The organism is Aeromonas sp. ASNIH7, from assembly GCF_002903485.1.
GTDB classification, from domain to species: domain Bacteria; phylum Pseudomonadota; class Gammaproteobacteria; order Enterobacterales; family Aeromonadaceae; genus Aeromonas; species Aeromonas caviae.
On record NZ_CP026226.1, the window covers coordinates 3,745,165 to 3,771,069 of the forward strand.

General features: G+C 62.4%; 21 protein-coding genes. 7 read left to right on the forward strand and 14 right to left on the reverse strand.

Translation table 11 applies throughout. The features are described 5' to 3' along the window. Positions 1 to 2: 2 nt before the first annotated feature. The 3 genes from C2U47_RS17695 to C2U47_RS17705 are packed head-to-tail and all read right to left on the reverse strand — an operon-like array spanning position 3 to position 2,549. Entirely contained in the window at positions 3 to 530 is a 528-nt protein-coding gene (locus C2U47_RS17695) for a hypothetical protein (RefSeq protein WP_010674081.1), read from the reverse strand. After that, positions 520 to 1,110 (reverse strand): TetR/AcrR family transcriptional regulator, encoded by a 591-nt coding sequence (locus tag C2U47_RS17700; RefSeq protein ID WP_010674082.1) that lies wholly within the window; start codon positions 1,108 to 1,110, stop codon positions 520 to 522. Before C2U47_RS17700 ends, C2U47_RS17695 begins: the two co-directional genes overlap by 11 nt. An 8-nt stretch (positions 1,111 to 1,118) precedes the next feature. Continuing rightward, positions 1,119 to 2,549 carry a coniferyl aldehyde dehydrogenase gene (locus tag C2U47_RS17705; protein ID WP_010674083.1) on the reverse strand — a complete coding sequence of 477 codons (1,431 nt, stop codon included), beginning with the start codon at positions 2,547 to 2,549 and terminating at the stop codon, positions 1,119 to 1,121. Between the two features lie 212 nt (positions 2,550 to 2,761). On the opposite strand from C2U47_RS17705, the gene C2U47_RS17710 reads away from it, so the two are divergent. Then, positions 2,762 to 3,055, forward strand: coding sequence for a hypothetical protein (locus C2U47_RS17710; RefSeq protein WP_010674084.1), 294 nt, complete (start codon positions 2,762 to 2,764; stop codon positions 3,053 to 3,055). A 54-nt stretch (positions 3,056 to 3,109) separates the two neighbouring features. On the opposite strand, the gene C2U47_RS17715 is transcribed toward C2U47_RS17710, so the two are convergent. From C2U47_RS17715 to C2U47_RS17750, 8 genes are all read right to left on the reverse strand, one after another. After that, complete coding sequence (locus C2U47_RS17715) at positions 3,110 to 3,559, reverse strand: C40 family peptidase (RefSeq protein ID WP_029314241.1); 450 nt, start codon at positions 3,557 to 3,559, stop codon at positions 3,110 to 3,112. A gap of 106 nt (positions 3,560 to 3,665) precedes the next feature. Next, positions 3,666 to 4,580, reverse strand: a complete 915-nt coding sequence (locus C2U47_RS17720) for a hydrogen peroxide-inducible genes activator (RefSeq protein WP_010674086.1) — start codon at positions 4,578 to 4,580, stop codon at positions 3,666 to 3,668. Positions 4,581 to 4,879: 299 nt separating this feature from the next. After that, positions 4,880 to 5,845 (reverse strand): alpha-L-glutamate ligase-like protein, encoded by a 966-nt coding sequence (locus tag C2U47_RS17725; protein WP_010674087.1) that lies wholly within the window; start codon positions 5,843 to 5,845, stop codon positions 4,880 to 4,882. Positions 5,846 to 5,848: 3 nt separating this feature from the next. Further along, positions 5,849 to 7,387, reverse strand: a complete 1,539-nt coding sequence (locus C2U47_RS17730; RefSeq protein ID WP_010674088.1) for an inactive transglutaminase family protein — start codon at positions 7,385 to 7,387, stop codon at positions 5,849 to 5,851. Between the two features lie 3 nt (positions 7,388 to 7,390). Further along, positions 7,391 to 8,179: an ATP-dependent zinc protease family protein gene (locus C2U47_RS17735; RefSeq protein ID WP_039039848.1), complete on the reverse strand. Its 789-nt coding sequence runs from the start codon at positions 8,177 to 8,179 to the stop codon at positions 7,391 to 7,393. Positions 8,180 to 8,231: 52 nt separating this feature from the next. Next, positions 8,232 to 9,209 carry a tRNA 5-methoxyuridine(34)/uridine 5-oxyacetic acid(34) synthase CmoB gene (gene cmoB, locus C2U47_RS17740; RefSeq protein WP_010674090.1) on the reverse strand — a complete coding sequence of 326 codons (978 nt, stop codon included), beginning with the start codon at positions 9,207 to 9,209 and terminating at the stop codon, positions 8,232 to 8,234. Positions 9,210 to 9,212: 3 nt separating this feature from the next. Next, positions 9,213 to 9,950 carry a carboxy-S-adenosyl-L-methionine synthase CmoA gene (gene cmoA, locus C2U47_RS17745; RefSeq protein ID WP_010674091.1) on the reverse strand — a complete coding sequence of 246 codons (738 nt, stop codon included), beginning with the start codon at positions 9,948 to 9,950 and terminating at the stop codon, positions 9,213 to 9,215. 333 nt (positions 9,951 to 10,283) lie between these two features. Beyond that, positions 10,284 to 11,132, reverse strand: coding sequence for a DUF72 domain-containing protein (locus tag C2U47_RS17750; RefSeq protein WP_010674092.1), 849 nt, complete (start codon positions 11,130 to 11,132; stop codon positions 10,284 to 10,286). Positions 11,133 to 11,560: 428 nt separating this feature from the next. Here C2U47_RS17750 and aspS point away from each other — a divergent pair, with 428 nt between their 5' ends. From aspS to C2U47_RS17770, 3 genes are all read left to right on the forward strand, one after another. After that, a complete protein-coding gene (gene aspS, locus C2U47_RS17760; RefSeq protein WP_010674093.1) occupies positions 11,561 to 13,327 on the forward strand; it encodes an aspartate--tRNA ligase in 1,767 nt (588 codons plus the stop codon). Between the two features lie 100 nt (positions 13,328 to 13,427). Next, positions 13,428 to 14,168, forward strand: a complete 741-nt coding sequence (locus C2U47_RS17765) for a YebC/PmpR family DNA-binding transcriptional regulator (protein WP_010674094.1) — start codon at positions 13,428 to 13,430, stop codon at positions 14,166 to 14,168. 347 nt (positions 14,169 to 14,515) lie between these two features. Next, a complete protein-coding gene (locus tag C2U47_RS17770; RefSeq protein WP_029314244.1) occupies positions 14,516 to 16,141 on the forward strand; it encodes a phosphoethanolamine transferase in 1,626 nt (541 codons plus the stop codon). Between the two features lie 69 nt (positions 16,142 to 16,210). Here the strand turns inward: C2U47_RS17770 and nagC are convergent, their stop codons facing one another. Genes nagC through nagB form a run of 3 tightly spaced genes read right to left on the reverse strand, consistent with a single transcriptional unit; the run spans position 16,211 to position 19,385 of the window. Beyond that, on the reverse strand, positions 16,211 to 17,425 hold the full coding sequence (nagC, locus tag C2U47_RS17775; protein WP_010674096.1) for a DNA-binding transcriptional regulator NagC: 1,215 nt from the start codon (positions 17,423 to 17,425) through the stop codon (positions 16,211 to 16,213). A 4-nt stretch (positions 17,426 to 17,429) separates the two neighbouring features. Continuing rightward, complete coding sequence (gene nagA / locus C2U47_RS17780) at positions 17,430 to 18,575, reverse strand: N-acetylglucosamine-6-phosphate deacetylase (RefSeq protein ID WP_010674097.1); 1,146 nt, start codon at positions 18,573 to 18,575, stop codon at positions 17,430 to 17,432. Between the two features lie 9 nt (positions 18,576 to 18,584). Then, on the reverse strand, positions 18,585 to 19,385 hold the full coding sequence (nagB, locus tag C2U47_RS17785; protein ID WP_010674098.1) for a glucosamine-6-phosphate deaminase: 801 nt from the start codon (positions 19,383 to 19,385) through the stop codon (positions 18,585 to 18,587). Between the two features lie 272 nt (positions 19,386 to 19,657). Between nagB and nagE the strand changes: the two genes are divergently transcribed. From nagE to glnS, 3 genes are all read left to right on the forward strand, one after another. Then, positions 19,658 to 21,112 (forward strand): N-acetylglucosamine-specific PTS transporter subunit IIBC, encoded by a 1,455-nt coding sequence (nagE, locus tag C2U47_RS17790; RefSeq protein ID WP_010674099.1) that lies wholly within the window; start codon positions 19,658 to 19,660, stop codon positions 21,110 to 21,112. A 122-nt stretch (positions 21,113 to 21,234) separates the two neighbouring features. Further along, a complete protein-coding gene (locus C2U47_RS17795; RefSeq protein WP_010674100.1) occupies positions 21,235 to 23,898 on the forward strand; it encodes a beta-N-acetylhexosaminidase in 2,664 nt (887 codons plus the stop codon). A gap of 342 nt (positions 23,899 to 24,240) precedes the next feature. Next, the gene (gene glnS, locus C2U47_RS17800; protein WP_010674101.1) at positions 24,241 to 25,902 is read left to right on the forward strand and encodes a glutamine--tRNA ligase; all 1,662 of its coding nucleotides are present in this window, start codon (positions 24,241 to 24,243) and stop codon (positions 25,900 to 25,902) included. The last annotated feature ends 3 nt before the right edge of the window (positions 25,903 to 25,905 follow it).

Sequence of the window (25,905 nt, forward strand, 5' to 3'; positions counted from 1 at the left end):
GTTCAACCGGTCAGCAGACCCAGATAGATGTGGCAGGCCCGCGCGAGCTTGCGATGCGGGTCCGGGTAGTGGCGAAGCAGGGGCCGCGCGATGAAGGCGGGCAGGATCAGGCTCTGCAACTGCTCAAGCGCCCGAACCAGGTGCATGGCCGCGTCGAGATCCCCCTCCACCAGCAGCCGGTTTTCGCAAAAAGCCTGGTTGATGCCGAGGCGAAAGCTGAGGGCGCGAAAGGCGACGGCGGGGTGCTTGAAGCGCACCCGCAGGGGGGGGGGGCCGTCATGGGCACAGGTCGAGTGCGCCTTGCCAGCCTCCTCACCGCAGTGCCAGCGCCCCGCGAACTTGTAGAGACTCAGCCCCCGGGTCATGCCGTTTACCTCCAGCCTGATGGTGAGGCCGTCCGGCAGGGGGGCAAGCTCGCGGCGCACCGCCTCGTCGACCCGGGCGGCGCGGCACAGAGTGCGGCCGATGATCCAGAGCAGGCTGCCAATCCAGAGGCGTCTGCCGGTGGCAAGCAGGGCGTCAGGGCGCATGGGAACCTCCGCTGATGGCGGACCAGAAGAGGGTGAAGGCGCTCTCCTGCCAGTGGGGGTCTTCTCCCAGTTCAGGCTGATCGACAAAGAGGGAGGCGCAGGCCAGAAACTGGCCCTGGCACACCTCCAGCATCAGGGCCGGCGGGGCCGACATCAGCTCGCCACTGGCCTGGCCCCGGGCGAGCAGGCTCGGCAGAAAATGCAAGGTCTCCGCCAGGATCTGGCTGCGCAGGGGCCGGGCCAGCAGGGGGGAGTGGAAAAAGCCCAGCACGAACCTGAGCTCACGGGGGTGGGCCTGCATCCAGCCCATGGCCTGGTGCCAGTAGTGGCGGGCCTGCTCCTGGAGCGGCAGGGCAGCATCGGCCTCGGTGATGGCGGCGCCAAGGCGCAGTTTGATGTCCTGGTAGAGGCTCTGGATCAGCACCTCCTTGCTGGGAAAGTGATGAAACAGGGTGCCATTGGCCACCCCGGCCGCCTTGGCGATGCGGGCGGTGGCGGCGCCCTGCAGGCCATCCTCCGCGCACAGGGCCAGGGCGGCATCCAGGATCTGGCGGCGTTTGTCGGTCATGGTCTCTCGCATCTCGCCTCCTAGCGCAGGAACAGGGCCATCATCAGCCGCTGGTACCAGCGCCGATAGGGGGGGTGAATGAGGGAGCCTGTGCTGAAGCGCCCACGGCGCAGCACGGTCTTGGCCTTGGAGAAGGTGAGAAACCCCTCGCGGCCGTGATAGTGGCCCATGCCGGAGGGACCGATGCCGCCGAAGGGGGCATCGTCCGCCGCCACCTGGAACAGACTCTCGTTGATGGCCATGCCCCCGGCGTGGGTCTCCCGGATGAGGCGGCGCTGCAGCGTCTCGTCCAGGCTCATCAGATAGAGCGCCAGGGGGCGCGGCCGGGCCGCTACATAGGCCAGGGCCTCCTCGATGTCGTCATAGGGCACCAGGGGCAGCAGGGGGCCGAAGATCTCCTGCTGCATCACCTGGCAGTGGCCGGGCACCTCGGTCAGCAGGTGGGGCACCAGCTTGCGGGTGGCGTCATCCCGGGCGGGCGTGACGCAGGGGTGGAGCTGGGCGCCGGCCTGCCTCGCCTCCTCCAGCCAGGCGGTGAGCCGCTCGTACTGGGGGGCGTTGATGATGGCGCCATAATCCGGGCTCTCGATCCCCTGGGGGTAGAGGCGGCGAAAATGGGCCTGATAGGCCTCGATGAAGGCCTGCTCCTGCCCCCTCGGCAGCAGCACGTAGTCGGGGGCCACGCAGATCTGGCCGGCGTTGAGGCTCTTGCCGAAGATCATCCGCTCCACCGCCAGGGCCAGGGGCATGTCGGGGGCGATGAGACAGGGGCTCTTGCCGCCGAGCTCCAGGGTGAGGGGGGTGAGCTGGGGGGCGGCCGCGGCCATCACCAGCCGACCCACCGCCGTGGAGCCGGTGAAGATGAGATGGTCGAAGGGGAGGGCGCTGAAAGCGGCCGCGATCCCCGCATCCCCCTCGATGACCACCACCTCGTCACCGCCGAGGGCCTCATCGAGCAGGGTGCGCAGCACGGCGTTGGTGTTAGGGGTGAACTCGGAGAGCTTGATCATGGCGCGGTTGCCGGCGGCGAGGGCGCCGATGAGGGGCCCGAGGCTCAGCATCACCGGGAAATTCCAGGGCACCATGATGCCGACCACGCCGAGGGGCTGATAGTGCACCTCGACCCTGGCGGGGGCCAGCAGCAGGCCGGAATGACGGCGCTCCGGTTTCATCCACCCCTTGAGCCGTTTCAGGGTGTAGTTGATCTGCATGACGCAGGGGAGCACATCGGCGATCAGGCTGTCGTAATCGCTGCGCTGGCCGTAGTCCCGGGCCAGGGCCTGACACAGTGCCTGCTTGTGGCGCAGCAGCCCCTGCTTGAGGGCATCAAGTCTGGCGAGGCGGGACGCCAGATCCGGCATGGGGGTGGCCTGGCTGGCCTGCCTGAGCCGATGCAGTTGCTCGGAGAGGGAGAACTTGTCCGGTGAGGCGGGGGTGACGGTGGTGTCCATGGCATGCTCCGCACGAAAAGTGACCGACTGATTAGTCGGTCCAAATCTAGCGATTCGTTGCCGACTTGTAAACCGGGCGAGGGCAGAGGGTGGCTGCCAGTGGGCAGCGTTGTCCGGAACTGTGTCCGGGCTCCCATTTTTGAGGCATCCGGATTGGTCTTATATCTAATAAGGGGTAATTGTGAGTCACCAACTCGGAGGGAGAACCGCACATGACCAGGGAATTGCATAGCCTGCTGGCCCGGCTGGATGACGTGATCGCGCGCATGCCGGACAGTTTCAATACCTATGAGTTTGCCCAGAAGCTGGCGCTGCAACATCAGCAGGAGTATTTCGCCGCGGGCCACTCCCTGGCGGGCCAGGAGAAGAACCTGCTGCGCCTGCTCCACGAGAAGATTGCCCTGGCGCTGGCGAGCCATGAGGGCGTCATCGAGGGGGCCCTGCTGCCCTGCATGACCCCCTGGGGAGAGCGCGCCACCTCGCCCCGCTGGCACCGCAAGCACTGACCAGGCAACAACATGAAAAGGCCCCTCGGGGCCTTTTCATGTTTGGGGTCGCGCCTACTGGACCAGCCTGCGGGCCTGCCAGTAGCGGCTGTTCCAGTAGACGTTGTCGAGGCGCGAGCGGATCACGCCCTTGCTGGTGGAGGCGTGGATGAACTCACCTGCCCCGGTGTAGACCCCGACGTGGTACTGCTGCCAGCCGGTCTTGAAGAAGACCAGATCCCCGTGCTGGAGACGGTATCTGTCCACCGGGCGGCCGAGGCTCGCCTGGGATTCCGTGGTGCGGGGCAGGGTGAAGCCCAGCACCTGGCTGTAGGCGAGCTGGGTGAAGGCGGAGCAGTCGAGACCGGCGCGGCTGGTACCGCCCATGCGATAGGGCACGCCGCGCCACTGCTGATAAAAGTTGTCGAATGCGCCGCTCTGGCGCACGGGAGGGGGAGGCTCCGGCGTGCTGGAGCAGGCGGCGAGAAGCAGGGCCAGCAGGGGCAGCAGCAAGGTGCGAAACATCTCAACTCCTTGATAGGGCACGGGGTTCATCATAGACGATGATCCTGCCTGGAACCTGAATGACAACGGCATTGAGGAGTGGTCGCCTGTGGGGGCAGCCACCGGATCACCCCGCCGGTTTGGGGGTAATGAGCGGCGTCAGCAGCTCGGCAATCTTGTAGAAGGTCTGCACCCGGGTGGTGCTGGGGCGCCACACCAGGCCTATCTCCCGATAGGGTTTCTCACCGGGCAGGGGAATGGCCACCAGGTCCGTGTTGTCGAGGATGCCCGCATCTATGGCCATCTGGGGCAGGAAGGTGGTGCCAAGACCGGCCCCCACCATCTGCACCAGGGTGTGCAGACTGGTGGCGGCGAACGGGTTGATCTTGCTCTTGTCCCGCAGCCGGCAGGCGCTCACCGCGTGCTCCGTCAGGCAGTGCTCCCGCTCCAGCAGGAAGATGCTCTGGTTGGGCAGCTCCTTGTAGTCGAACGGCATGTGCAGGCCCGCCGCCATGTGGGAGGGCATCACCATGTGGAAGGGATCCTGGCCGACGGTCTTGCTGTGGAAGCCGCCGATCTCCACCGGCAGCGCCAGGATCAGCAGATCGAGCTGCCCCTGCTCCAGCTGCTTGAGCAGATTGGTGGTGGTGTCTTCCCGCAGCAGCAGCTCCAGATCCGGATAGGCCTTGCCGCACACCTGCAGCAGCTTGCTCAGCAGGAAGGGGGCGATGGTGGGGATGCAGCCCAGGCGCACCGTGCCGTGCATGACGCCCCCCTGCTGCTGTCCCAGCTCCATCAGATCCCGGGCGTCGGAGAGCAGGTTGCGCGCCCGCGCCACGATTTCCATGCCGACCGGCGTCATGATGAAGCTCTTGTGATCCCGCTCCACCAGTTGCAGGTTCATCATGTCCTCCAGGGTCTGGATCCCGGTACTCAGGGTCGACTGGCTGACATGGCAGGCCTTGGCGGCGCGGTTGAAATTCTTGTGCTCGTCCAGAGCGACCAGATACTGGAGCTGCTTCAGGCTGGGCCAACGTTGCATAGGAGAAACCCGATCGATGCTATCTATTTGATTTGATTAATCTACCATCGAGAAGCCCCGTTGTCGCCGACAAATCGGTGCCCCCTGGCAGGCGCACTGCCTCACGCACATGGGGTGGCCTGCTCCGATGGGCAGGCCACCCCTCATCGGTCAGGAGCTTATCCCCTTGTACCGCGTCATTGAAGGGGCGCCGCCATGGGATGTGACGGGGATCGGCCTTCGGGCGGGGCGCCCTGCGAGCAGGAGCGGCCATAAAAAAAACGCGCCTGTGGGCGCGTTTTTGCAGAAGGGGGGGCGGACTATTCGTCGAAGATACCGAAGTGATCCTTGGCGAAGTTGACCCGCTGCTCCACGTTCATCTTGACCTGACCCAACTTCTCGATGGTCTTGAGGTTGGGCACCAGGCCGCGACCGTTGGCGATCTGGATGGCGAGGCCCGGACGGGCGTTGAGCTCCAGCAGCATGGGGCCGCGGAACTTGTCCAGCACCATGTCGGTCCCGATGTAGCCAAGACCGGACATCTCGTAGCAGGAGGCCGCCAGGTTGAGCAGGGTGTCCCAGTGGGGCACCTTCAGATCGTAGAGATCCAGGCCGGTGTCCGGGTGGTGGCGCAGCGGGTTGCCAAACTGCACCGCCCGCAGGGCGCGGCCGGTGCGCAGGCACAGGCCCACCCCCACGGCGCCCTGGTGCAGGTTCGCCTTGCCATCGGAAGCCGAGGTGGAGAGGCGCATCATGGCCATCACCGGGAACCCCTTGAAGATGATCACCCGGGCATCGGGGACCCCTTCGAAGGAGTAGCCGTCGAACACGTCGTCGAAGTTGATGAGCCCTTCCACCAGCGCCACGTCGGGCTTGCCGCCGAGGGAATAGAGCCCCGCCAGGATGTTGGAGACATGGCGCTCCAGATCCTGGCCGTTGGCGGCGCTGCCGTTGGGCTTGTAGAAGAGGCCGTCCTCCTGGCGCAGGATCACCAGGATCCCCTTGCCGCCGGAGCCGCGGGCCGGCTTGATGCAGAAGCCCGGCCAGTCCTTCACCAGCGCGGTGATGCGAGTCACGTCGTGCTGCTCGCGGATGGTGCCGATGAGTTCAGGCACCGTCACCCCCGCATCCAGCGCGATGCGCTTGGTCTTGAGCTTGTCATCCACCAGCGGATAGAGGCGGCGCGGGTTGTAGCGGCTGATGTAGGAGTGGTTGCGCTTGTTCATGCCGAGGATGCCAGCCTGGGACAGGCTCCACGGACTGGTGTATTTCTGCCAGAACCACATCTGTTACTTGTCCTTACCCGGGGTGGCACCAGACTTCATCTCGTCCACCAGCGGCTTGAAGCGCTTGAGCTCGCTCAGCTTGTAGCCGGTGTAGTTACCCATCAACAGCACGGTCGCCATCAGCACCAGCTGCAGGCCCAGGAAGTTGAAGGTGAGGTGACGAATGAGCTCGTTGTCCATGGCCAGGTAGGCGATGACCGCCACCAGCAGGGAGCCGCCGCCCTGGCGGAACACCTCTTTGGGACCCTCTTCTTCCCACAGGATGGACATGCGTTCGATGGTCCAGGAGAGGATGATCATCGGGAAGAAGGTGATCTTCATGCCGTCGGTCAGCCCCAGCTTGAAGGCGAACGCCGAGAAGATGCCGATCATCGAGATCACCATGATGATGATCGCCGATATTCGGGCGACCAGCAGCAGGTTCAGCCTCGAGAGGTAGGAGCGGATCACCAGGCCGGTGCCGACGATCAGCAGGAAGCCGATGAGGCCGGTGACCAGCGAGGTCTGGATGAAGGCGACCGCGATCAGCACCGGCATGAAGGTGCCGGAGGTCTTGATCCCCACGATGACCCGCAGGAACACCACCATGAGCACGCCGATGGGGATGAGCAGCAGACCCTTGAACAGGGCTTGCTCTTCCAGGGGCAGGCTGTGGATGGAGAAGTTCATCATCTCGGATTTTTCGAACTTCTGGGCCAGGGCCACGTTGACCGGTTGCTCCTGCTCGATCATCGAGAAGGTGACGCGGGAGTTGTGACCGCCGGTGACGTCCAGGAGGGCGCCGGAGTTGTACTCCCACAGCAGCAGGTTGGCCGGTTGACCCTGTTCACCGCTTTGCGGGTTGAACAGCTTGTAGTCGGTCGGGCTGTTGAAGACCTGCAGGTAATCCACCAGCTCCTGACGGCGACGGCCATCTTCCAGGCTGAGGGCGTGAACCACCCGGGCCGGGACGTCCGCGTTGTTGAGCAGCTCGGCAATCAGATTGGCGCGGCTCTTGTGGGACTTGAGCAGCTCGGCGTTCTGTTCCTGCTTCTCGATCTCCTTGATGATCTCGCGGGTCAGGGTGTAACCGTCGGCGGAGCGCTCCTGGGCGCGCTCCAGGATCTGCTTCATGGCCGTGGCGTAGGGCTCGCTCTCGATCTGCTTCTCGATGGCGGGCGGCTGCGGGTTGGCGGCGGGCTTGGCATGGGCATCGGCCATCATGTCGACCCGGTAGTAGAGCTCCTGACGGCCGGAGGCGGTGCGGATGGACCACTCGGCGCGGGCATCCCCGTCTTTTTCCACGAACGACAGGCCATAGCCCGGGCTCGCGGCGTTCTCGTTCATCAGGGTGAAGCCAGGCTGGGTGCCCGGAATGGCCAGGGAGGCGATCACCGGCTCGCCGGTGGCCTCGAACTCGAGCTTGGCTTCGATGGACCAGATCTGGCGCTTTTCACCCGGCGTGAGCGGGACGTCCAGCGCGATGTGATGATAGAAGGTCATCCCCAGGCCGACGATGTAGAGCAGGGCGACCAGCAGATAGAACGGCTTACGGGAAACCATGGATTATTTCACATCCTTGAGCTTGGGTTTGGGTTGGATATATTCGCGGGCCACGTCGACCACGGCGATGTCTTTGAGGAATTCACGGCCCAGCAGCACGGGGAAGGTCATGTCGCTGCGGTCCTTCAGGGTAAATTCGGCCTTCTCGGTCATGTCGCCGATGCGCACGGCGAGGCGAACCACGGGGCGACGGTCGAGATCGTCGGCGGAAGCCTGACGGACCCGCACGTGACGCACCAGGGGCGCTTCAATCTGGATCTTGTCGTCCATCTCCTGGTGGCTCAGGAAGAAGCGCACCCAGTTCTTGCCGTTGCGCTCGAAGATGGTGATCTCCTGGGCGCTGATGGAGGAGGTGGTGGCGCCGGTGTCGACCCGGGCCTGGAAGGCGTCGTTGGCGGCGTCAACCCAGATCCACTCCGCTTCACCCACCAGCAGCTTGCCATCGACGGTGTGGCCCTGGCTCGGCGCCGGGCACTTCTCGGTGGGAATGGGCATGGCCTTGGGCGGCTCGGGAGGCAGGGTAGCCAGCTTGCTGTCGACTTTCTTCACGGACTCTTTCATGTTGGTGACATCGGTGTTGAGCTGAACCAGCAGGTGCTGTTGCTGCACATACTGCTTCTGTTGCTGTTCCATGGATGTTTGCAGACGTTGCTCGCTCAACGAGATCTCGTTGCGCAGCTCGGCCAGCGTCAGGGTCGGGGCCGGGGGGGCTTTTTCCATACTGACACACCCGCCGAGACTGAGCAGGGAGAGCAGGGTCATTCCTTTTAATTTGCTTTTCATGTCATTCATTTAACTGTGCTTCCTGGAATTGGGTCAGTGTAACTTCCACAGCCGCCATCGGCTAGTCTTTGGCCTTTCTGGCGATCAGTACGGCACGTTTGGGTGCCGGGTATCCTTCGACCGTGAGCGCAGGATTGTGTGGATCCAGATAGTCACTCAGGGACTCGTTAATCATCCAGTCGGTACGACGCTGTTCGTCGGTGCTGGTCATATTCTCGTCGACGATGCGCACATCGGTGAACCCGCAGCGCTCGACCCAGCGTGTGAGGGCCGCGCTCGAGGGGAGGAACCAGACGTTGCGCATCTTGCCGTAGCGATCGGAGGGCATCAGCACCTGGTTTTCGTCGCCGTCCACCACCAGGGTCTCGAGCACCAGCTCCCCATCGTCTTTGAGCTGGTTGCGCAACTGCTCGATGTGCTCGATGGGAGACTTGCGATGATAGAGCACTCCCATGGAGAAGACGGTGTCAAAGGCCCGCAGCGCCGGCAGCTCCTGGATACCGAGGGGCAGCAGGTGGGCGCGCTGGTCGTTGCCTGCGAAGTGGCGAATGGCTTCGAACTGGCAGAGGAACAGCGGGCTCGGGTCGATGCCGACCGCCAGTTTCGCCCCTTCCCCCACCATGCGCCAGAGGTGGTAGCCGCTGCCGCAGCCCACGTCCAGCACGTAGCGGCCCTGGAGCGGGCTGATGTGGGGCAGCACCCGATCCCACTTCCAGTCGGAGCGCCACTCGGTGTCGATGTGGATGCCGTGCACATGGAAGGGGCCCTTGCGCCAGGGCATGAGCTGGCGCAACAGGCTCTCGGTCTTCTTGCGCTCACCCTCTCCCAGGCTATCGGGGCCGCCGATGGCGACCCGCTCTTTGAGCTCGATCCGGTCGGGGGCCACGACGGGCAGCTTGGCGAGGGCGCGGTTCCAGCGCGGCAGATCCCCGTGCAGGTTGTCGTGCTGCCAGGCGTGCAGCTGGGCGGGCAGGGTGTGCAGCCAGTGGCTCAACCGGTTCTTGGCGATCAGTTGATAAAAATGGGCGAAATCGATCATGGCTTAGTTGGTGTCGCTGGCTTTGATGGCAATCATGGAGCCGAAGTTGAAGCACTGGAACCAGAGGTCCAGGTGGGTGAAGCCGGCGTCCCGCAGGCGCGCCTGATGAACCGCCAGGGTGTCGGTGCGCATCACGTTCTCAAGGGCGGTGCGCTTCTGGCTGATTTCCAGCTCGCTGTAGCCGTTGGCCCGCTTGAAGTCGAGGTGCAAGTCGATGAGCAGCTCGTTGACCTGCTCGTCATCGAAGCGGAACTTCTCGCTCAGGATGAGGATGCCGCCGGGGCGCAGGCCGTCAAAGATGCGCGCGATGAGGGCGGCCCGCTTCTCGGGGGCGACGAACTGCAGGGTGAAGTTGAGCACCACCACGGAGGCGTTCTCGATGGGGATGTCGCAGATGTCCGCCTCCACCAGCTCCACCGGCACCTCGGACTTGAAGCCCGAGAGGTGAGCGCGGGCCCGCTCGATCATGGGGTGGGAGAGATCCACCGCCGTGATCTGGCAGCCGGGCTGGGTGACGTGGCGGCGCATGGCCTGGGTCGCGGCGCCGAGGGAGCAGCCGAGATCGTAGAGGCGGCTCTGGGGCTGGGCGTAGCGGGCGGCCATCATGCCGATGGCGGAGATGATGTTGCTGTAACCGGGCACCGAGCGCTGGATCATGTCGGGGAAGACGTCGACGACCTGCTCGTCAAAGCAGAAGTCTCCCAGACGGGCAATGGGGGCGGCAAAAATCTGATCGTGCATGCTGACGCAACCTGACAGCCGGTGTGGTGGGCGGCTGTTTTATTCAATTGAATCTTGGGTGGACGGGCATCGAAATGGCGTCGTCACCGGTTGACGAACGGGGTGGCTTGCTCCGGGATCCTTCGGGCTGCCCCTGTTCGCAACGGGCCATGGTCCGGGCCCTCAGGGTGCCGGGCTGGGGTGGGCAACGCATTGCCATGCACCCAGGCCCGGGACCTTACTTGGGGCGCTAGTGTAGAGGAAAGGCGGGCGTTTGTCTTGACGCCAACCCCGGTGGGACCACAAAAAAAGCGGCTTTTTTTGGGGATGGAGAAGGGGCGGGGAGGGGGCCGCTCAAAAGGGCAGCACCCCCTGGCGGGCGCGATCGTTTTCTCCCGGCCAGGGGGCCATCTCCTGGCCGAGCAGGCGGCTGATCTGCCGTGCGAGTTCGGGGGCCCGGGCATTGTCGGCGGTGTGAACAAAGAGGTAGAGATCCTTGCCCTCCTGAAGCCATTGTTTCCAATGTGGCAACCATGGTGGCAAAAATGGGTGATTGTCCTCGATTTGAGGCAAACCAATCAGGCGCACCACCGGGGCACCCCCCGTGGCCAGCAGATGGACCGGCAACCTGGGTTTCTTGCCCTGGGCATCGATCATGGCGGCCGTGGTGGCGGGCACCGAGAAGAGCGGGCGGCTGTCGAGCATGATGCGATTGATGCCCCGCGCCATCAGCATCCGGTTGAGGGCCCGTTCCGCCTCCCCCTTGGCGAAGAAATCGGGGTGGCGCACCTCGAGGGCATAGGTGAAATCCTGGGGCAGCCGCGCGAAGAAGGCATCCAGACGGGCCAGCCCCTCTGGCCCGAAGCGGGCGGGCAGTTGCAGCTTGAGCAGCCCCAGCTTGTCATGCAGGGGGGCCAGCAGGCGGATGAAGGCCGTCACCTGTTTGTCCGCGCTCACCAGATCGCTCTGGTGGCTGATCTCCTTGGGAAACTTGAAGCTGAAGCGAAAGTGGTCGGGGACCGCATCGGCCCAGCGCTGCACCGTCTCCGGGGTCGGCGAGGCGTAGAAGGTGGTGTTGCCCTCCACGGAGTTGAACACCCGGGCATAGTCGGCGAGGTGCTCGGCGGGCCTGGCATTCATCCCCAGCAACTGGCCGGGCCAGGCCGGGTGTGACCACTGGGGCAGGCCCAAATAGAGGCTCATGATGGTTCCTGTCGGCAGGTTGGCGCACTTTTGCCCTCCTTTTTGCGCCAGAACAACAAAAAACAGGGTAAAGGGGGCTGCGGGCCATTTTACCCAAATGGAGGTTTTCCTCTATAATGCCAACCCTTTTGTTTGCCACATTGTCGTAATGCGCGCGACCGAGCCCCCGGGTGACGATGATCGCGGCCCGGCAGTGGCCAGACAACGACGCCAGCCGATACCCCGGCGCCCACTCGTCATCCCGGTCGGGAGCGGGGGCATGCCTGGGGCGGCGGCAAGAATCCGGCTCGGGGAGCCGGATGACCCGAGACAGATTTCAAACCGGGCAAGAAGCAGGATCTGGCCAGCTGTGAGACAGACGGTGCTTGCCAGTCGTGCCCGGCGACCCAGGATGAACCGTCTCTCTACCATTTCGAAGGAAGAAGTCCATGCGCTCTATCTATTGCGGACAGGTCAATGAGGCCCATGCCGGGCAGACCATTACATTGTGCGGTTGGGTCCATCGTCGTCGTGATCTCGGCGGCCTCATCTTTATCGACATGCGCGACCGCGAGGGCATCGTGCAGGTGTTCTTCGATCCGGACAAGCCGGACGCCTTTGCCCTGGCCTCCGAGCTGCGCGGCGAGTTCTGCATCCAGGTGACCGGCGTGGTGCGTACCCGCCCCGACTCCCAGCGCAACAGCGACATGGCCACCGGTGCCATCGAGGTGTTCGCCCACGAGCTCACCATCATCAACCGTGCCGAGCCGCTGCCCCTTGACTTCAACCAGGTCAACAGCGAAGAGGTGAGCCTCAAGTACCGCTACCTGGACCTGCGTCGTCCCGAGATGGCCAAGTACCTGAAGACCCGTGCCAAGGCCAGTGCCTTCGTGCGCCGCTTCATGGACGAGCACGGCTTCCTCGACATCGAGACCCCGATGCTGACCAAGGCGACCCCGGAAGGGGCCCGTGATTACCTGGTGCCGAGCCGCGTGCACAAGGGCAAGTTCTACGCCCTGCCGCAGTCCCCCCAGCTGTTCAAGCAGTTGCTGATGATGTCCGGTTTCGACCGCTACTACCAGATCGTCAAGTGCTTCCGCGACGAAGACCTGCGTGCCGACCGCCAGCCGGAATTCACCCAGATCGACGTGGAGACCTCCTTCATGACCGCGCCCCAGGTGCGTGAAATCATGGAAGAGATGATCCGCAAGCTCTGGCTGCACATCCTGAACGTGGACCTGGGTGACTTCCCCATCATGACCTTCGACGAAGCCATGCGCCGCTTCGGCTCCGACAAGCCGGACCTGCGCCTGCCCATGGAGCTGGTGGACGTGGCAGATCTCTTGACCGAGGTGGAGTTCGCCGTGTTCGCCGGTCCTGCCAAGGATCCGAAAGGCCGTGTGGCGGCCCTGAAGGTACCGGGCGGCGCGGAGCTGTCTCGCAAGCAGATCGACGAGTACACCAAGTTCGTCGGCATCTACGGTGCCAAGGGCCTGGCCTGGATGAAGGTCAACGACGCCGGGAGCGGCCTCGAAGGGGTGCAGTCCCCGGTGGCCAAGTTCCTCTCTGACGCCATCGTGCGCGAGATCCTGGCCCGCACCGGCGCGATGGATGGCGACATCATCTTCTTCGGCGCCGACTCCAAGAAAGTGGTGTGCGATGCCATGGGCGCCCTGCGCCTGAAGGTGGGCCGCGATCTGGGCCTGGTGGAGAACGTCTGGAAGCCGCTCTGGGTCATCGACTTCCCCATGTTCGAAGAGGATGGCGAAGGCGGCCTGGCGGCCATGCACCACCCCTTCACTGCCCCGAGCAACCTGGGCCCGGCCGAGCTGAAAGCGAACCCGGTGGGCGCTTACGCCAACGCCTACGACATGGTGATCAACGGTTACGAAGTGGGTGGCGGCTCTGTGCGTATCCACAACAGCGAGATGCAGTCCACCGTGTTCGACATCCTGGGGATCACCCCGGACGAGCAACGCCTGAAGTTCGGCTTCCTGCTGGATGCCCTGAAATACGGCACCCCGCCCCACGCCGGCCTGGCCTTCGGTCTGGACCGCCTCAGCATGCTGCTGACCGGCACCGACAACATCCGGGATGTCATCGCCTTCCCGAAAACCACGGCGGCCGCCTGTCTGATGACAGACGCCCCGAGCTTTGCCAACCCGGCCCAACTGGGCGAGCTGGCGATTGCGACCACCGTCAAGGGTGACGAATAAGCCGTTATCGGCAACAAAGGCCGCAGCGATGCGGCCTTTCCCGTTTCCCCCTGGGCGCAACCAGTGTTACTGAAATTTCCAACTATAACGGAGAGTCCCTATGGCAGGTCACAGTAAATGGGCCAACATCAAACACCGCAAGGCGGCGCAAGACGCCAAGCGCGGCAAGATCTTCACCAAGCTGATCCGCGAAATTACTACCTCCGCGCGTCTGGGTGATGCCGATCCTGCCAACAACCCCCGCCTGCGTGCGGCGGTGGCGGCAGCCCTGACCAGCAACATGACCCGCGACACCATCAACCGCGCCATCGCCCGTGGGGCCGGCGGCGGTGACGGTGAGCAGCTCGAGACCATCGTGTACGAAGGGTACGGCCCGGCCGGTTCCGCCGTCATGGTGGAGTGCCTGACCGACAACCGCAACCGTACCGTGGCCGAAGTGCGTCACGCCTTCAGCAAGTGCGGCGGCAACCTGGGGACCGACGGCTCCGTGGCCTATCTGTTCACCAAGAAGGGGGTGCTGACCTTCGTGGGCGCCGATGAAGACGCTCTGATGGACGCCGCGCTGGAAGCCGGTGCCGACGACGTGGTGACCGAAGAAGATGGCACCATCGAGGTCTACACCACCCCGAACGACTTCGGCACCGTGCTGGACGGTCTGGAAGCCGCCGGCTTCAAGCCCGAGAGCGCCGAAGTGACCATGATCCCCTCCACCGAGGCGGAACTGGATGCCGAGACCGCGCCCAAGCTGATGCGCCTCATCGACATGCTGGAAGATCTGGACGACGTGCAGGAGGTGTACCACAACGGCTCCATCTCCGACGAGATCGCCGCGACCCTGTGATCCCCCAGAGCAAGAGGGAGGAGGCCACAACGGTCCTCTTCCCCGGCTCCGGCGAGATCACCGGCCGCTCGCGACCCTGTTCAGGTTCGCGAACACACAGGTGCGACACCTTGTTCACCTTCGCAAAAACGGCAGCCCGGGCTGCCGTTTTTTTATGTGCCAGACCGAGCACCTCCCCTTGTGGTTCGATTTCCTCTCTTAATGTTCGCTTAAGTTTGCCGTCCTAGGATGACCCCGTATCTGGACCTCCCTGGCTCTTGTCCTGTTTTTCAGGGTCGAGTGTCGGGATGGTCACCACGAAGCCTGCTGGCAGGTTGTTAGTTCCACTGGTTTGTCGGAGTCTCTCTATGCGTCTCACTCTGGGAGTGATGAAGGTCAATCTGTTGCTGGTGCTGCTGTTTGCACTGGTCTTCAACTGGCCCATTTTCCTGCACTTTTATCGCATTCTCAGCGCCCTTGAACACGTCAAGGCGGGGTTTGTCCTCTCCATTCCCCTGGTACTGGTGGCGGCCCTCAACGCGGTGTTCCTGCCCTTTACCTTCCGTTATCTGCTCAAGCCCTTCTTCGCCTTGCTCATCCTGACCGGCTCCCTGGTCAGCTACGCCATGCTCAAGTACGGGGTGATCTTCGACATGGGCATGATGCAAAACATCATCGAGACCAACAGCGGGGAGGCGGGCTCCTACCTCAACGGTTCCGTGGTGCTCTGGTTCCTGCTGACCGGCCTGTTGCCGGTGCTGGTCCTGCTGTGGGTGAAGATTGAGTATCCCCGTCCCTGGTACAAGGGGCTGGGTCTGCGCCTCGGTTCCATCGCCCTCTCCTTGCTGTTTCTGGTGGGGGCTGCCGCCCTTTATTACCAGGATTACGCCTCGGTCGGGCGCAACAACAAGTCCCTCGGCAAGGAGATAGTGCCCGCCAACTATGTGCACGGGCTCTACAAGTACGCCCGGGATGTGGTCTTCGCCACTCCCATTCCCTACCAGCAGATCGGCACCGATGCCAGGGTGATCGGCCAGCACGAGAAGCCGACCCTGATGTTCCTGGTGGTGGGGGAGACGGCTCGCAGCCAGAACTACTCCCTCAACGGCTACAAGAAGGAGACCAACGGCTTCACCGAGAAGGAGGCCAATGTCGTCTCGTTCAGGAACGTGCGCTCCTGCGGCACCGCCACTGCGCTCTCCGTGCCCTGCATGTTCTCGAACATGACCCGGCGTGGCTATGACGAGGCCAGGGCCCAGTCCCAGGACGGCTTGCTAGACGTGCTGCAACATGCCGGGATCTCGGTGCTCTGGAAGGAAAACGACGGCGGCTGCAAGGGGGTGTGCAAAAACGTCCCCACCATCGAGATTGAGCCCAAGGCATTCCCCGCATACTGCTCCGGCAATGCCTGTCATGACGAGGTGCTGTTGCAGGGGCTGGATCAGCAGATCGCCGACATGCAGGGCAAGCAGGGCAGCAAGCTGGTGGCCTTCCACCTGATGGGCAGCCACGGTCCGACCTACTATCGCCGCTACCCGGCCGCCGATCGCGTCTTCCTGCCGGACTGCCCGCGCAGCGACATCGAGAACTGCAGCAACGAAGAGCTGGTGAACACCTATGACAACACCATCCGCTACACCGACAAGGTGCTGGCCCAGCTCATCGACAAGCTCAAGAGCCTGGAGAGCCAGTACAACGTGGGGCTGGTCTATCTGTCGGATCACGGCGAATCCCTCGGCGCCATGGGGCTCTATCTGCACGGCACCCCCTACAAGTTCGCACCGGACGATCAGACCCGGGTGCCGCTCCTGACCTGGTTCTCTCCCCAGTTGCAGGCAGACCGTCAGCTCAATCTGGATTGCCTGCAACAGGAGGCAGCCAGCAAGCGCTTCTCCCACGACAACCTGTTCCACTCCATGCTCGGCATCATGGACGTGCAGACCCAGGTCTATGACGGCAAGCTGGATCTGTTCAAACCGTGCCGGGCGGGGTGAACCGGCGAAAACAGACCATAAAAAAACGGCAGCCACTGGCTGCCGTTTTCGTATCCGAAGGGGTAGGCCTTACTTCTGCTCCATGATGATCTGCAGCAGATCCCCTTCCAGCAGGGAGCGCTTGACCAGGGCGAAGCCGCCGATGGTGGGCTGGTTCTGGAAGCGCGCCTTCACGATGGGCAGGCCGCGATGGAAACTTGGCAGAGACTGGTGCTCGACACAGCGGCGGATGGCCGGGATCAGGATCTCTTCGGCGGCGGTGATTTCACCGGCGATGAGCACCTTCTGGGGGTTGAACAGGTTGACCGTGATGGCGATGGCGCGCCCCAGGTGCTCCCCCACGTTCTCGATCACGCTGCGGGCCAGCTCGTCACCGGCCACCGCCGCCTTGCACACCTCCTGGATGGTGATGTGCTTCTCTTGCAGCGAACTCAGGTGACCGCGGCTGATGAGCTCCTTCACCTTGTCGACGATGGCCTCGTTGGAGGCGATGGTCTCGAGGCAGCCGAAGTTGCCGCAGTGGCAGCGCTTGCCAAGGGGTTCGACCTGGATGTGGCCTATTTCGCCGACGTTGCGGTTCTGGCCGAGAAACACCTTGCCCTTGGTGATGATGCCCGAGCCCGTCCCCTGGTGGACACTCACCAGGATGGAGTCCATGCAGTCGCGGGACTCGCCGAAGAAGTGTTCGGCCAGCGCCAGCGAACGGGTGTCGTTGCCCACGTAGCAGGGGAGGTTGAAGTGGTGCTCCAGGAGCTTGGCGAGCCCCAGGTTGCGGATCTGGTAGGTGGGGGTGTAGATGACCATGCCGGATTCCGGGTTGACCAGACCCGGCATGGTCAGCGCGATGCTAATGAGGTTGCGGCTGCGATCCTGATTGGCGTCGATGAAGGCGCCAATCTCCCGCAGCAGCATGTCCACCACGGGTTGCTGCTCGATCTCGGTCACCTGGGTGATGTGCTGATCGAGCTCCTTGCCGTCGAGGTCATACAGGGAGAGCTGCAGGTAGCCGCGACCCAGCTTGGCGGACACAAACTGGAAGCGATGCTTGATGGTGGTCAGGGAGATGGCGCGGCGCCCGCCGGTGGAGGCTTGCGGCGAGGTTTCCCTGATGAGGCCGTGCTCGATCAGTTGCCGGGTTATCTTGGTCACGCTGGCCGGGGCCAGCTGACTCAACTCAGCAATTTTGACCCGCGAGATGGGCCCCTGCAGGTCAATGAGGCGATAGACGACCGCACTGTTTACCTGCTTGATAAGATCTACGTTTGCTATTTGTCCGCCAGTCATAGTGTCACTGTGTTGTGTAGTGTCCGTTAACCACGGTCCCGCAGACCGCGAAGGCCTGATCAAAGACGGTGAGGTTGGCAATTTTTCCGACCTGGATACTACCGAGACGCGAGTCCCATCCAATGGCGCGAGCGGGGTAAAGGGTGGCCATTCTCAGTGCTTCGTCGAGCGGCAATCCGACCTGTTTGACCAGATTTTCCACCCCTTCGATCATGGTGAGGGCGGAGCCGCCGAGTGTACCATTCTCATCGACGCACTGACCATCGCGGAAATAGACGGTTGCGCCGCAAAAATCAAATTTCTCAAAGCCTTCCGGTGCGCCCGCCGCCGCGGTGGCATCGGTGACCAGCACCAGCCGCTCCCCCAGTATCCTGTGCGCCAGGCGCACGTTGGCCCAGTGTACGTGGTGGCCGTCGACGATGATGCCCGCATAGACATCCTTGCGATCGTAGATGGCACCGACCACGCCGGGCTCGCGACCATTCAGGGTCGGGGTCATGGCGTTGTAGAGGTGGGTGGCAAAGCGCATGCCGTTGTCAAAGCCCGCCATGGCCTGATCGTAGTTGGCGGCGGTGTGGCCGGCGGAGACCAGGATGCCGGCCTCCACCAGACGGCGGATGTGCTCGGGCTTGTTGCGCTCTGGCGCCAGGGTGATCTTGGCGATGGCGTCCGCGTTGTCGCAGAAGAAGTCGATCATCTCGTCGGCGGGCTGGCGGATCTGTTCGGCCGGGTGGATCCCCTTGCGCTTGAGGTTGGTGTAGGGCCCTTCCAGATGGACGCCAAGCACCTCGTTGGGGTGGGCGGCCATGTAGTCGCGGGTGACGGCGACGGCCTGCTTCATGTCCGCATCCGGGCTGGTGATCAGGGTCGGCAGGAAGCTGGTTGTCCCGGATTTCAGGTTGGCCGCCTGCATGGTGGCCAGGGTGTCCGTGGTGATGTGACCGTTGAACATGACGCCACCGCAGCCGTTGAGCTGGACGTCGATGAAGCCGGCGCTGAGGTTGGCGCCCTGGAGGTCAATCTGCTCGATGCCGGCGGGCAGTTCTGCCTGGCGGGAGATGGCGACAATCTTGTCGCCATCGATGACCACGCCATAACCGGTCAGCACGCAGCTGCCGGTGTAGAGAGTGCAATTAGTCAGAGCGTACATGGGAGCTCCTCAGAGGTGCTTGATATTGTCGGCTTCCAGTTGCTGGAAGTAGCGCACCGTCTTGACCTTCAACTCCATGGTAGAGGGCTCGTCGCACACGACGATGCCTTTCGGATGCAGTTGCAGGGTGGAGATGGTCCACATGTGGTTGACGCTGCCCTCCACGGTGGCCTGCAGGGCCTGGGCCTTGGCGTGACCGACCACCAGGATCAGGATCTCTTCGGCGTCCATCAGGGTGCCGACACCCACGGTCAGGGCCAGCTTGGGCACCTGCTCCATGTCGCCGCCAAAGAAGCGGGAGTTGGCGATGCGGGTGTCTTCGGTCAGGGTCTTGACCCGGGTACGGGAAGCCAGGGAAGAGGCCGGTTCGTTGAAGGCGATGTGACCGTCGTTGCCGACGCCGCCCATGAACAGGTGGATTTTGCCGTAGGACTTGATCTTGTCTTCGTAGCGCTGGCACTCGGCCACCAGATCCTCGGCGTTGCCATTGAGGATGTTGATGTTTTCCGGGCGAATGTCCACGTGATTGAAGAAGTTGTTGTGCATGAAGCTGTGGTAGCTCTCCGGATGTTCCTTGGGCAGCCCCACATACTCGTCCATGTTGAAGGTGACCACGTTCTGGAAGCTCACCTCGCCGGCTTTATGCAGCTCAATCAGGCGCTTGTAGGTGTTGAGCGGGGTGCCGCCAGTGGGCAGACCCAGCACGAAGGGGCGCTCGGCAGTGGGTTTGAACGCATTGATGCGGTCAACGATGTAACGGGCAGACCAGAGACCCACCTGGCTGGCAGACTTCAACGGGATCAGGCGCATTCTATATACCTCAGTACGGTTGCCGCACAGGGAGTGACGGCAAGGGACCAGACACGGATTCAAGTTGTTTTATAGCGTAAATAAAGATTGCGAACTAAGCCACATCTATCGGCTACCTTTATCTCTGTTGAGTGATAATGATCACGAAAGCCGGTTTATTAATTTGCGCAGCGAAATAAAACACATAGACTGCCAATCAAGCCTTGATGGCTTATGCGTCGAACGTGATAAGCACTTAATTTCTAGAAAAACACCAACTAAGGAGAGGAACCGTGAACATTCTCGGTTATTTGCAAAAGATCGGCCGTGCCCTGATGGTGCCGGTAGCGGTATTGCCTGCCGCCGCGATCCTGATGGGGATTGGCTACTGGATTGACCCGAACGGTTGGGGTGGCGGAAGCCCTCTGGCTGCGTTTCTGATCAAGGCGGGCGCCGCCATCATCGACAGTATGCCCATTCTGTTCGCCGTCGGCGTCGCTTACGGCATGTCCAAGGATAAAGACGGTTCCGCCGCGCTGGCCGGTCTGGTCGGCTTCCTGGTGGTCACCACCCTGCTGAGCCCGGGCGCCGTGGCCCAGATCAAGGGTATCCCGGCCGACCAGGTGCCGGCAGCCTTTGCCAAGATCAGCAACCAGTTCGTCGGCATCCTGTGTGGTGTCATCGCCGCTGAGCTGTACAACCGCTTCAGCAGCGTGGAGCTGCACAAGGCGCTGGCCTTCTTCTCCGGTCGTCGTCTGGTGCCGATCGTGACCTCCGTGGTGATGATCGTCGTCTCCTTCATCCTGATGGCCGTCTGGCCGGTCATCTACGGTGGCCTGGTGAGCTTCGGTGAATCCATCGTCAGCATGGGCTCTACCGGTGCCGGCATCTATGCCTTCTTCAACCGTCTGCTGATCCCGGTCGGTCTGCACCACGCCCTGAACTCCGTGTTCTGGTTCGACGTGGCCGGCATCAACGACATCCCGAACTTCCTGGGTGGCCAATCCTCCATCGACGCCGGCAAGGCTGTCGTGGGCGTGACCGGCATGTACCAGGCAGGCTTCTTCCCCATCATGATGTTCGGTCTGCCGGGTGCCGCACTGGCCATCTACCACAGCGCGAAGAAAGAGAACAAAGAGAAGGTTGCGTCCATCATGATCGCTGCCGCCTTTGCCGCCTTCTTCACCGGGGTGACCGAGCCGCTCGAGTTCTCCTTCATGTTCGTGGCGCCGGTACTGTACGTCATCCATGCCCTGCTGACCGGTATCTCCGTGTTCATCGCAGCCTCCATGCACTGGATCGCCGGTTTCGGCTTCAGTGCCGGTCTGGTGGATATGGTGCTCTCCAGCCGCAACCCGCTGGCGACCCAGTGGTACATGCTGCTGGTACAGGGTCTGGTCTTCTTCGGCCTCTACTACGTGGTCTTCCGCGCAGTGATCGCCAAGTTCAACCTGAAAACCCCGGGCCGTGAAGATGACGAAGCCGTGCCGGTACAGGCTCAAACCACCGATCGCACCGAGCTGGCCAAGCAGTATCTGGAAGTGCTGGGTGGTCAGGACAACCTGGTGACCATCGATGCCTGCATCACCCGTCTGCGTCTGACCCTGAAAGACCGCAGCATCGTTGACGAGCGCAAGCTCAAAGCCCTGGGCGCGGCCGGTGTGGTCAAGCTCGGTGAGCAGAACCTGCAGGTGATTCTGGGCCCATTGGCCGAGATCATCGCCGGTGAGATGAAAGCCCTGCGTTAATCGAGCGACTCGCTCACCTCAAGTCTAAGTCCATTGTTGACATAACTAAGGGCCCCGCCTCGGGGCCCCATATAAAAAAAGCCAAGAAAATCCAACCTTTACTTCAAATGAGAGCAGCAGTTATGAACTTGAAACATTCTCTGTTAGCCATTGCCATGTCTACCGTTTTCGCCGGTCCCGCACTTGCAGCCGATGCTGCCAGGCAAGCGGTGGTCGACGCCCTCGCCAGCAACCTCGTCGTCAAGTACGAAGTCGTCACCAATGACGGTGCCGGCGCCGGTCTTGACTGCCAGGCGCTGGGCTCCGAGTGGGCAAGCTGCGGCGTTGCCAAGCTGCACCTGACCAATACCGGTGCCGACGTCACCTCCAAGGACTGGAGCATCTATGTCTCCTCCATCCGCCGCATCCAGCGGGTGGACAACGACCAGTTCACCATCACCCACCTGACCGGCGACCTCTATCGTTTGACGCCGACCGAGAAGTTCCAGGGCTTTGCCAAGGACGCCACGGTCGAGGTGCCCCTGGTGGTGGAATACTGGGTATTGTTCGAATCTGACATCATGCCGAACTGGTATGTCGCCAGTGAAGGGGCCGAGCCGAAAGTGCTGGCCAGCATGAGCAACATCGACGATGCCAGCACCTACGAGAAGCCGATGCCGGCCGATGGCTGGAAGCGCACCAAGGATGACAACAACATCCTGATGAACAGCGAGACCCGTTTCGCGGCCAACCAGACCAGCACCCTGCTGCCTGCCGGCAAGATTGACGACCGCATCCTGCCAAGCCCGATGAAGCAGGTGGTCAAGGCCGGTCCGCAGGTCGACTTCTCCACCATCAAGCTCAATGCCCTTGACCTGCCGAGCGATCGCGCCGAGGCCCTGAAGGCTCAACTGACCAAGCTGGGTGTTACCCTCTCCGACACCGGCTACCCGGTCACCATCAAGCTCGGCAGCAAGCTCAAGCAGGCCGAAGGCTACGACATGACCATCGGCAAGAAGGGCACCGTCATTCAGGGGCACGACGTTGACGGCGCCTTCTGGGGCGCCCAGTCCCTGATCTCCCTGCTGGGCGTTGACGACAAGCTGGTGAGCCAGATGAGCGTCGAGGATGCGCCACGCTTTGAATACCGCGGCATGCAGACCGACGTGGCCCGTCACTTCAGAAGCCCCGAGACCCTGAAGAAGCTGGTTGACCAGATGTCCGCCATGAAGCTCAACGTGCTGCACCTGGGGCTGACCAACGATGAAGGCTGGCGTCTGGAGATCCCGGGCCTGCCGGAGCTGACCGACGTCGGCAGCCAGCGTTGCCATGACGAGTCCGAAACCAAGTGCCTGATGCCGCAGCTTGGCTCCGGCCCCACCAGCGACAACCAGGGCTCCGGTTTCTACAGCAAGGCGGACTACATCGACCTGGTGCGTTACGCCAAGGCCCGCGGTGTGACCGTGATCCCCGAGATCAACATGCCGGCCCACGCCCGTGCCGCCGTGGTCTCCATGGAGGCACGCTACAAGCGTCTGATGAGCGAGGGCAAAGAAGCCGAGGCGAACCAGTTCCGTCTGACTGACCCGGCCGATACCTCCAACGTCACTTCGGTGCAGTTCTACGACAAGATGTCCTTCATCAACCCCTGCCAGCCGGGTGCCGCCACCTTCGTGGCCAAGGTGATGGACGAAGTGGCCCAGATGCACCAGGCCGCCGGCCAGCCGCTGACCGCCTGGCACTACGGTGGTGACGAGGCGAAGAACATCATGCAGGGCGGTGGTTACCAGGATCCGGCCGTCACCAAGAAAGAAGATCTGGTGGCCTGGAAGGGCAATGTCGACTCCAGCAAGCAGGACAAGCCGTTCGGCAAGTCCCCCATGTGCCAGAAGATGATCGACGATGGCAAGATCAAGGACGTAGCCGAGCTGCCGGTTTACTTCGCCAAGGAAGTGGGCGAGATGGTCAAGGGCCACGGCTTCTCCACCCTGCAGGCCTGGGAAGATGGTCTGAAATACGCCAACAGTGCCAAGGAGTTCGCCACCGACAACACCCGTGTCAACTTCTGGGAAACCCTCTACTGGGGTGGCTTCAACGAAGCGATGAAGTGGGCGCACAAGGGTTATGACGTGGTGCTCTCCAACCCGGATTACCTCTACTTCGATTTCCCGAACGAGGTACACCCGGCTGAGCGTGGCTACTACTGGGCAACCCGCTTCAACGACACCCGCAAGGTGTTCGCTTTCGCCCCGGAAAACCTGCCGCAGAACGCCGAGACCTCGGTTGACCGCGACGGCAACGCTTTCGTGGCCAAGGGTGACCAGGATCCGGTCAAGTTCAAGGGGATCTCCGGTCAGCAATGGAGTGAAACCGTGCGTACCGATGCGCAATACGAGTACATGGTTTACCCGCGCATCTTCTCCATGGCTGAGCGTGCCTGGCACAAGGGCGGCTTCGAGCTGGACTATGTGAAAGGTCGCGAGTTCTCCGGCGAGACCAAGCATGTCAACAAGGCCACCCTGAACAAGGAGTGGAACCAGTTTGCCAACGTGCTGGGTCAGCGCGTGCTGCCGAAACTGGACCAGGCCGGGGTGGAATATCGCCTCTCCGTACCGGGTGCCAAGGTGGTGAACGGTGTGCTGGAAGCGAACGTGGATCTGCCGGGTCTGCCCATCCAGTACAGCCTGGACGGCACAACCTGGACTGCCTACGACGCTGCCGCCAAGCCGACCGTGGATGGCAAGGTCTGGCTGCGTACCACCAGCTTCGATGGCAAGCGCACCAGCCGCGTCACCGAGCTGAACTGATAGCTAGCCTTCAATCCATAACGCAAGGTGGGTCGCAAGACCCGCCTTTCCCAAGGTCGATGGCCATCGGGTTTGGGAAAGGTTGACTCTGCGTGTGAACCTTTGTTGTGTGTGTTTTGTCTGTTTTTCATCACTTGAGACCCCGCCCCGTGCGGGGCTTTTTTTGACCAGGATCTCTGCAATTTCTCCCGTTTCGCCGTTTTTGGTGCGCCAATGACCCGAATTGGCCAAATTCAGGTTGAGGCAGGGCGCGTAATGAGGGATCATACCCGGCTTGACGGCGGGGGTATGAGGGTGCCAGCCGGCACAACGTCCGCCAGTGACGCATTTTTGAGGTGAGCCATGAGTCAGGCGAACAGCCCAACTAACTTTATTCGTCAGATCATTGATGAAGATCTGGCCAGCGGTAAGCACAGCAGCGTGCATACCCGTTTCCCGCCGGAGCCGAACGGTTATCTCCATATCGGCCACGCCAAATCCATCTGCCTGAACTTCGGCATCGCCCGCGACTATCAGGGTCAGTGCAACCTGCGTTTCGATGACACCAACCCGGCGAAGGAAGACATCGAGTTCGTGGAGTCCATCAAGCAGGACGTCCAGTGGCTGGGCTTCCAGTGGAGCGGCGAGATCTGCTACTCCTCCGACTATTTCCACAAGCTGCACGGCTACGCCATCGAGCTCATCGAGAAGGGACTGGCCTATGTGGACGAGCTCTCCCCGGAGCAGATGCGCGAATACCGCGGCACCCTGACCGCCCCTGGCAAGAACAGCCCGTTCCGCGATCGCAGCGTGGAAGAAAACCTGGCCCTGTTCGCCAAGATGAAGAACGGTGAGATGGCCGAAGGGAGCGCCTGCCTGCGCGCCAAGATCGACATGGCATCCCCCTTCATGGTGATGCGCGATCCCGTCATCTATCGCATCAAGTTTGCCCACCACCACCAGACCGGTGACGAGTGGTGCATCTACCCGATGTATGACTTCACCCATTGCATCTCGGACGCCCTAGAGGGGATCACCCACTCCCTGTGTACCCTGGAGTTCCAGGACAACCGTCGCCTGTATGACTGGGTGCTGGACAACATCAGCATCGACTGTCACCCCCGTCAGTACGAGTTCTCCCGTCTGAACCTCGAATACACCGTCATGTCCAAGCGCAAGCTGAACCTGCTGGTGACCGAGGGGCACGTGAACGGCTGGGATGATCCGCGCATGCTGACCGTCTCCGGTCTGCGCCGCCGTGGTTACACCCCGGCCTCCATCCGCGAGTTCTGCAAGCGCATCGGTGTGACCAAGCAGGACAACATCGTTGAGATGAGCATGCTGGAAGCCTGCATCCGCGACGATCTCAACGAGAACGCCCCGCGCGCCATGGCCGTGCTGCACCCGGTGAAGGTGGTGATCGAGAACCTGGCGGCGGACGAGGTGCTGACGGCGCCTGCGCACCCGAACAAGCCGGAGATGGGGACCCGTGAGCTGCATTTCTCCCGCGAAATCTTCATCGACGAGGCGGACTTCAAAGAGGAAGCCAACAAGCAGTTCAAGCGTCTGGTGCTGGGCAAGGAAGTGCGCCTGCGCAACGCCTACGTCATCAAGGCCGAACGGGTCGAGAAGGATGCCGACGGCAAGGTCACCTGCATCTACTGCTCTTACGACCCCGAGACCCTGGGCAAGGATCCGGCGGACGGCCGCAAGGTGAAAGGGGTGATCCACTGGGTCAGCGCCACTCACTCCCTGCCGGCCGAAGTGCGTCTCTACGACCGTCTGTTCAAGGTGCCGAACCCGGGCGCCGAGGATGACTTCGAAGCGGCTCTGAATCCGGAATCCCTGGTGATCATCGAAGGGGCCCGGGTGGAAGCTTCCCTGAAGGATGCCAAGCCGGAGTTTGCCTACCAGTTCGAGCGTGAAGGTTACTTCTGCGCCGACAACAAGCTCTCCAGCGCCGAGCGCCTGGTGTTCAACCGCACCGTGGCCCTGCGTGACGTCTGGGGCAAGGCCGAGGCCTGATAG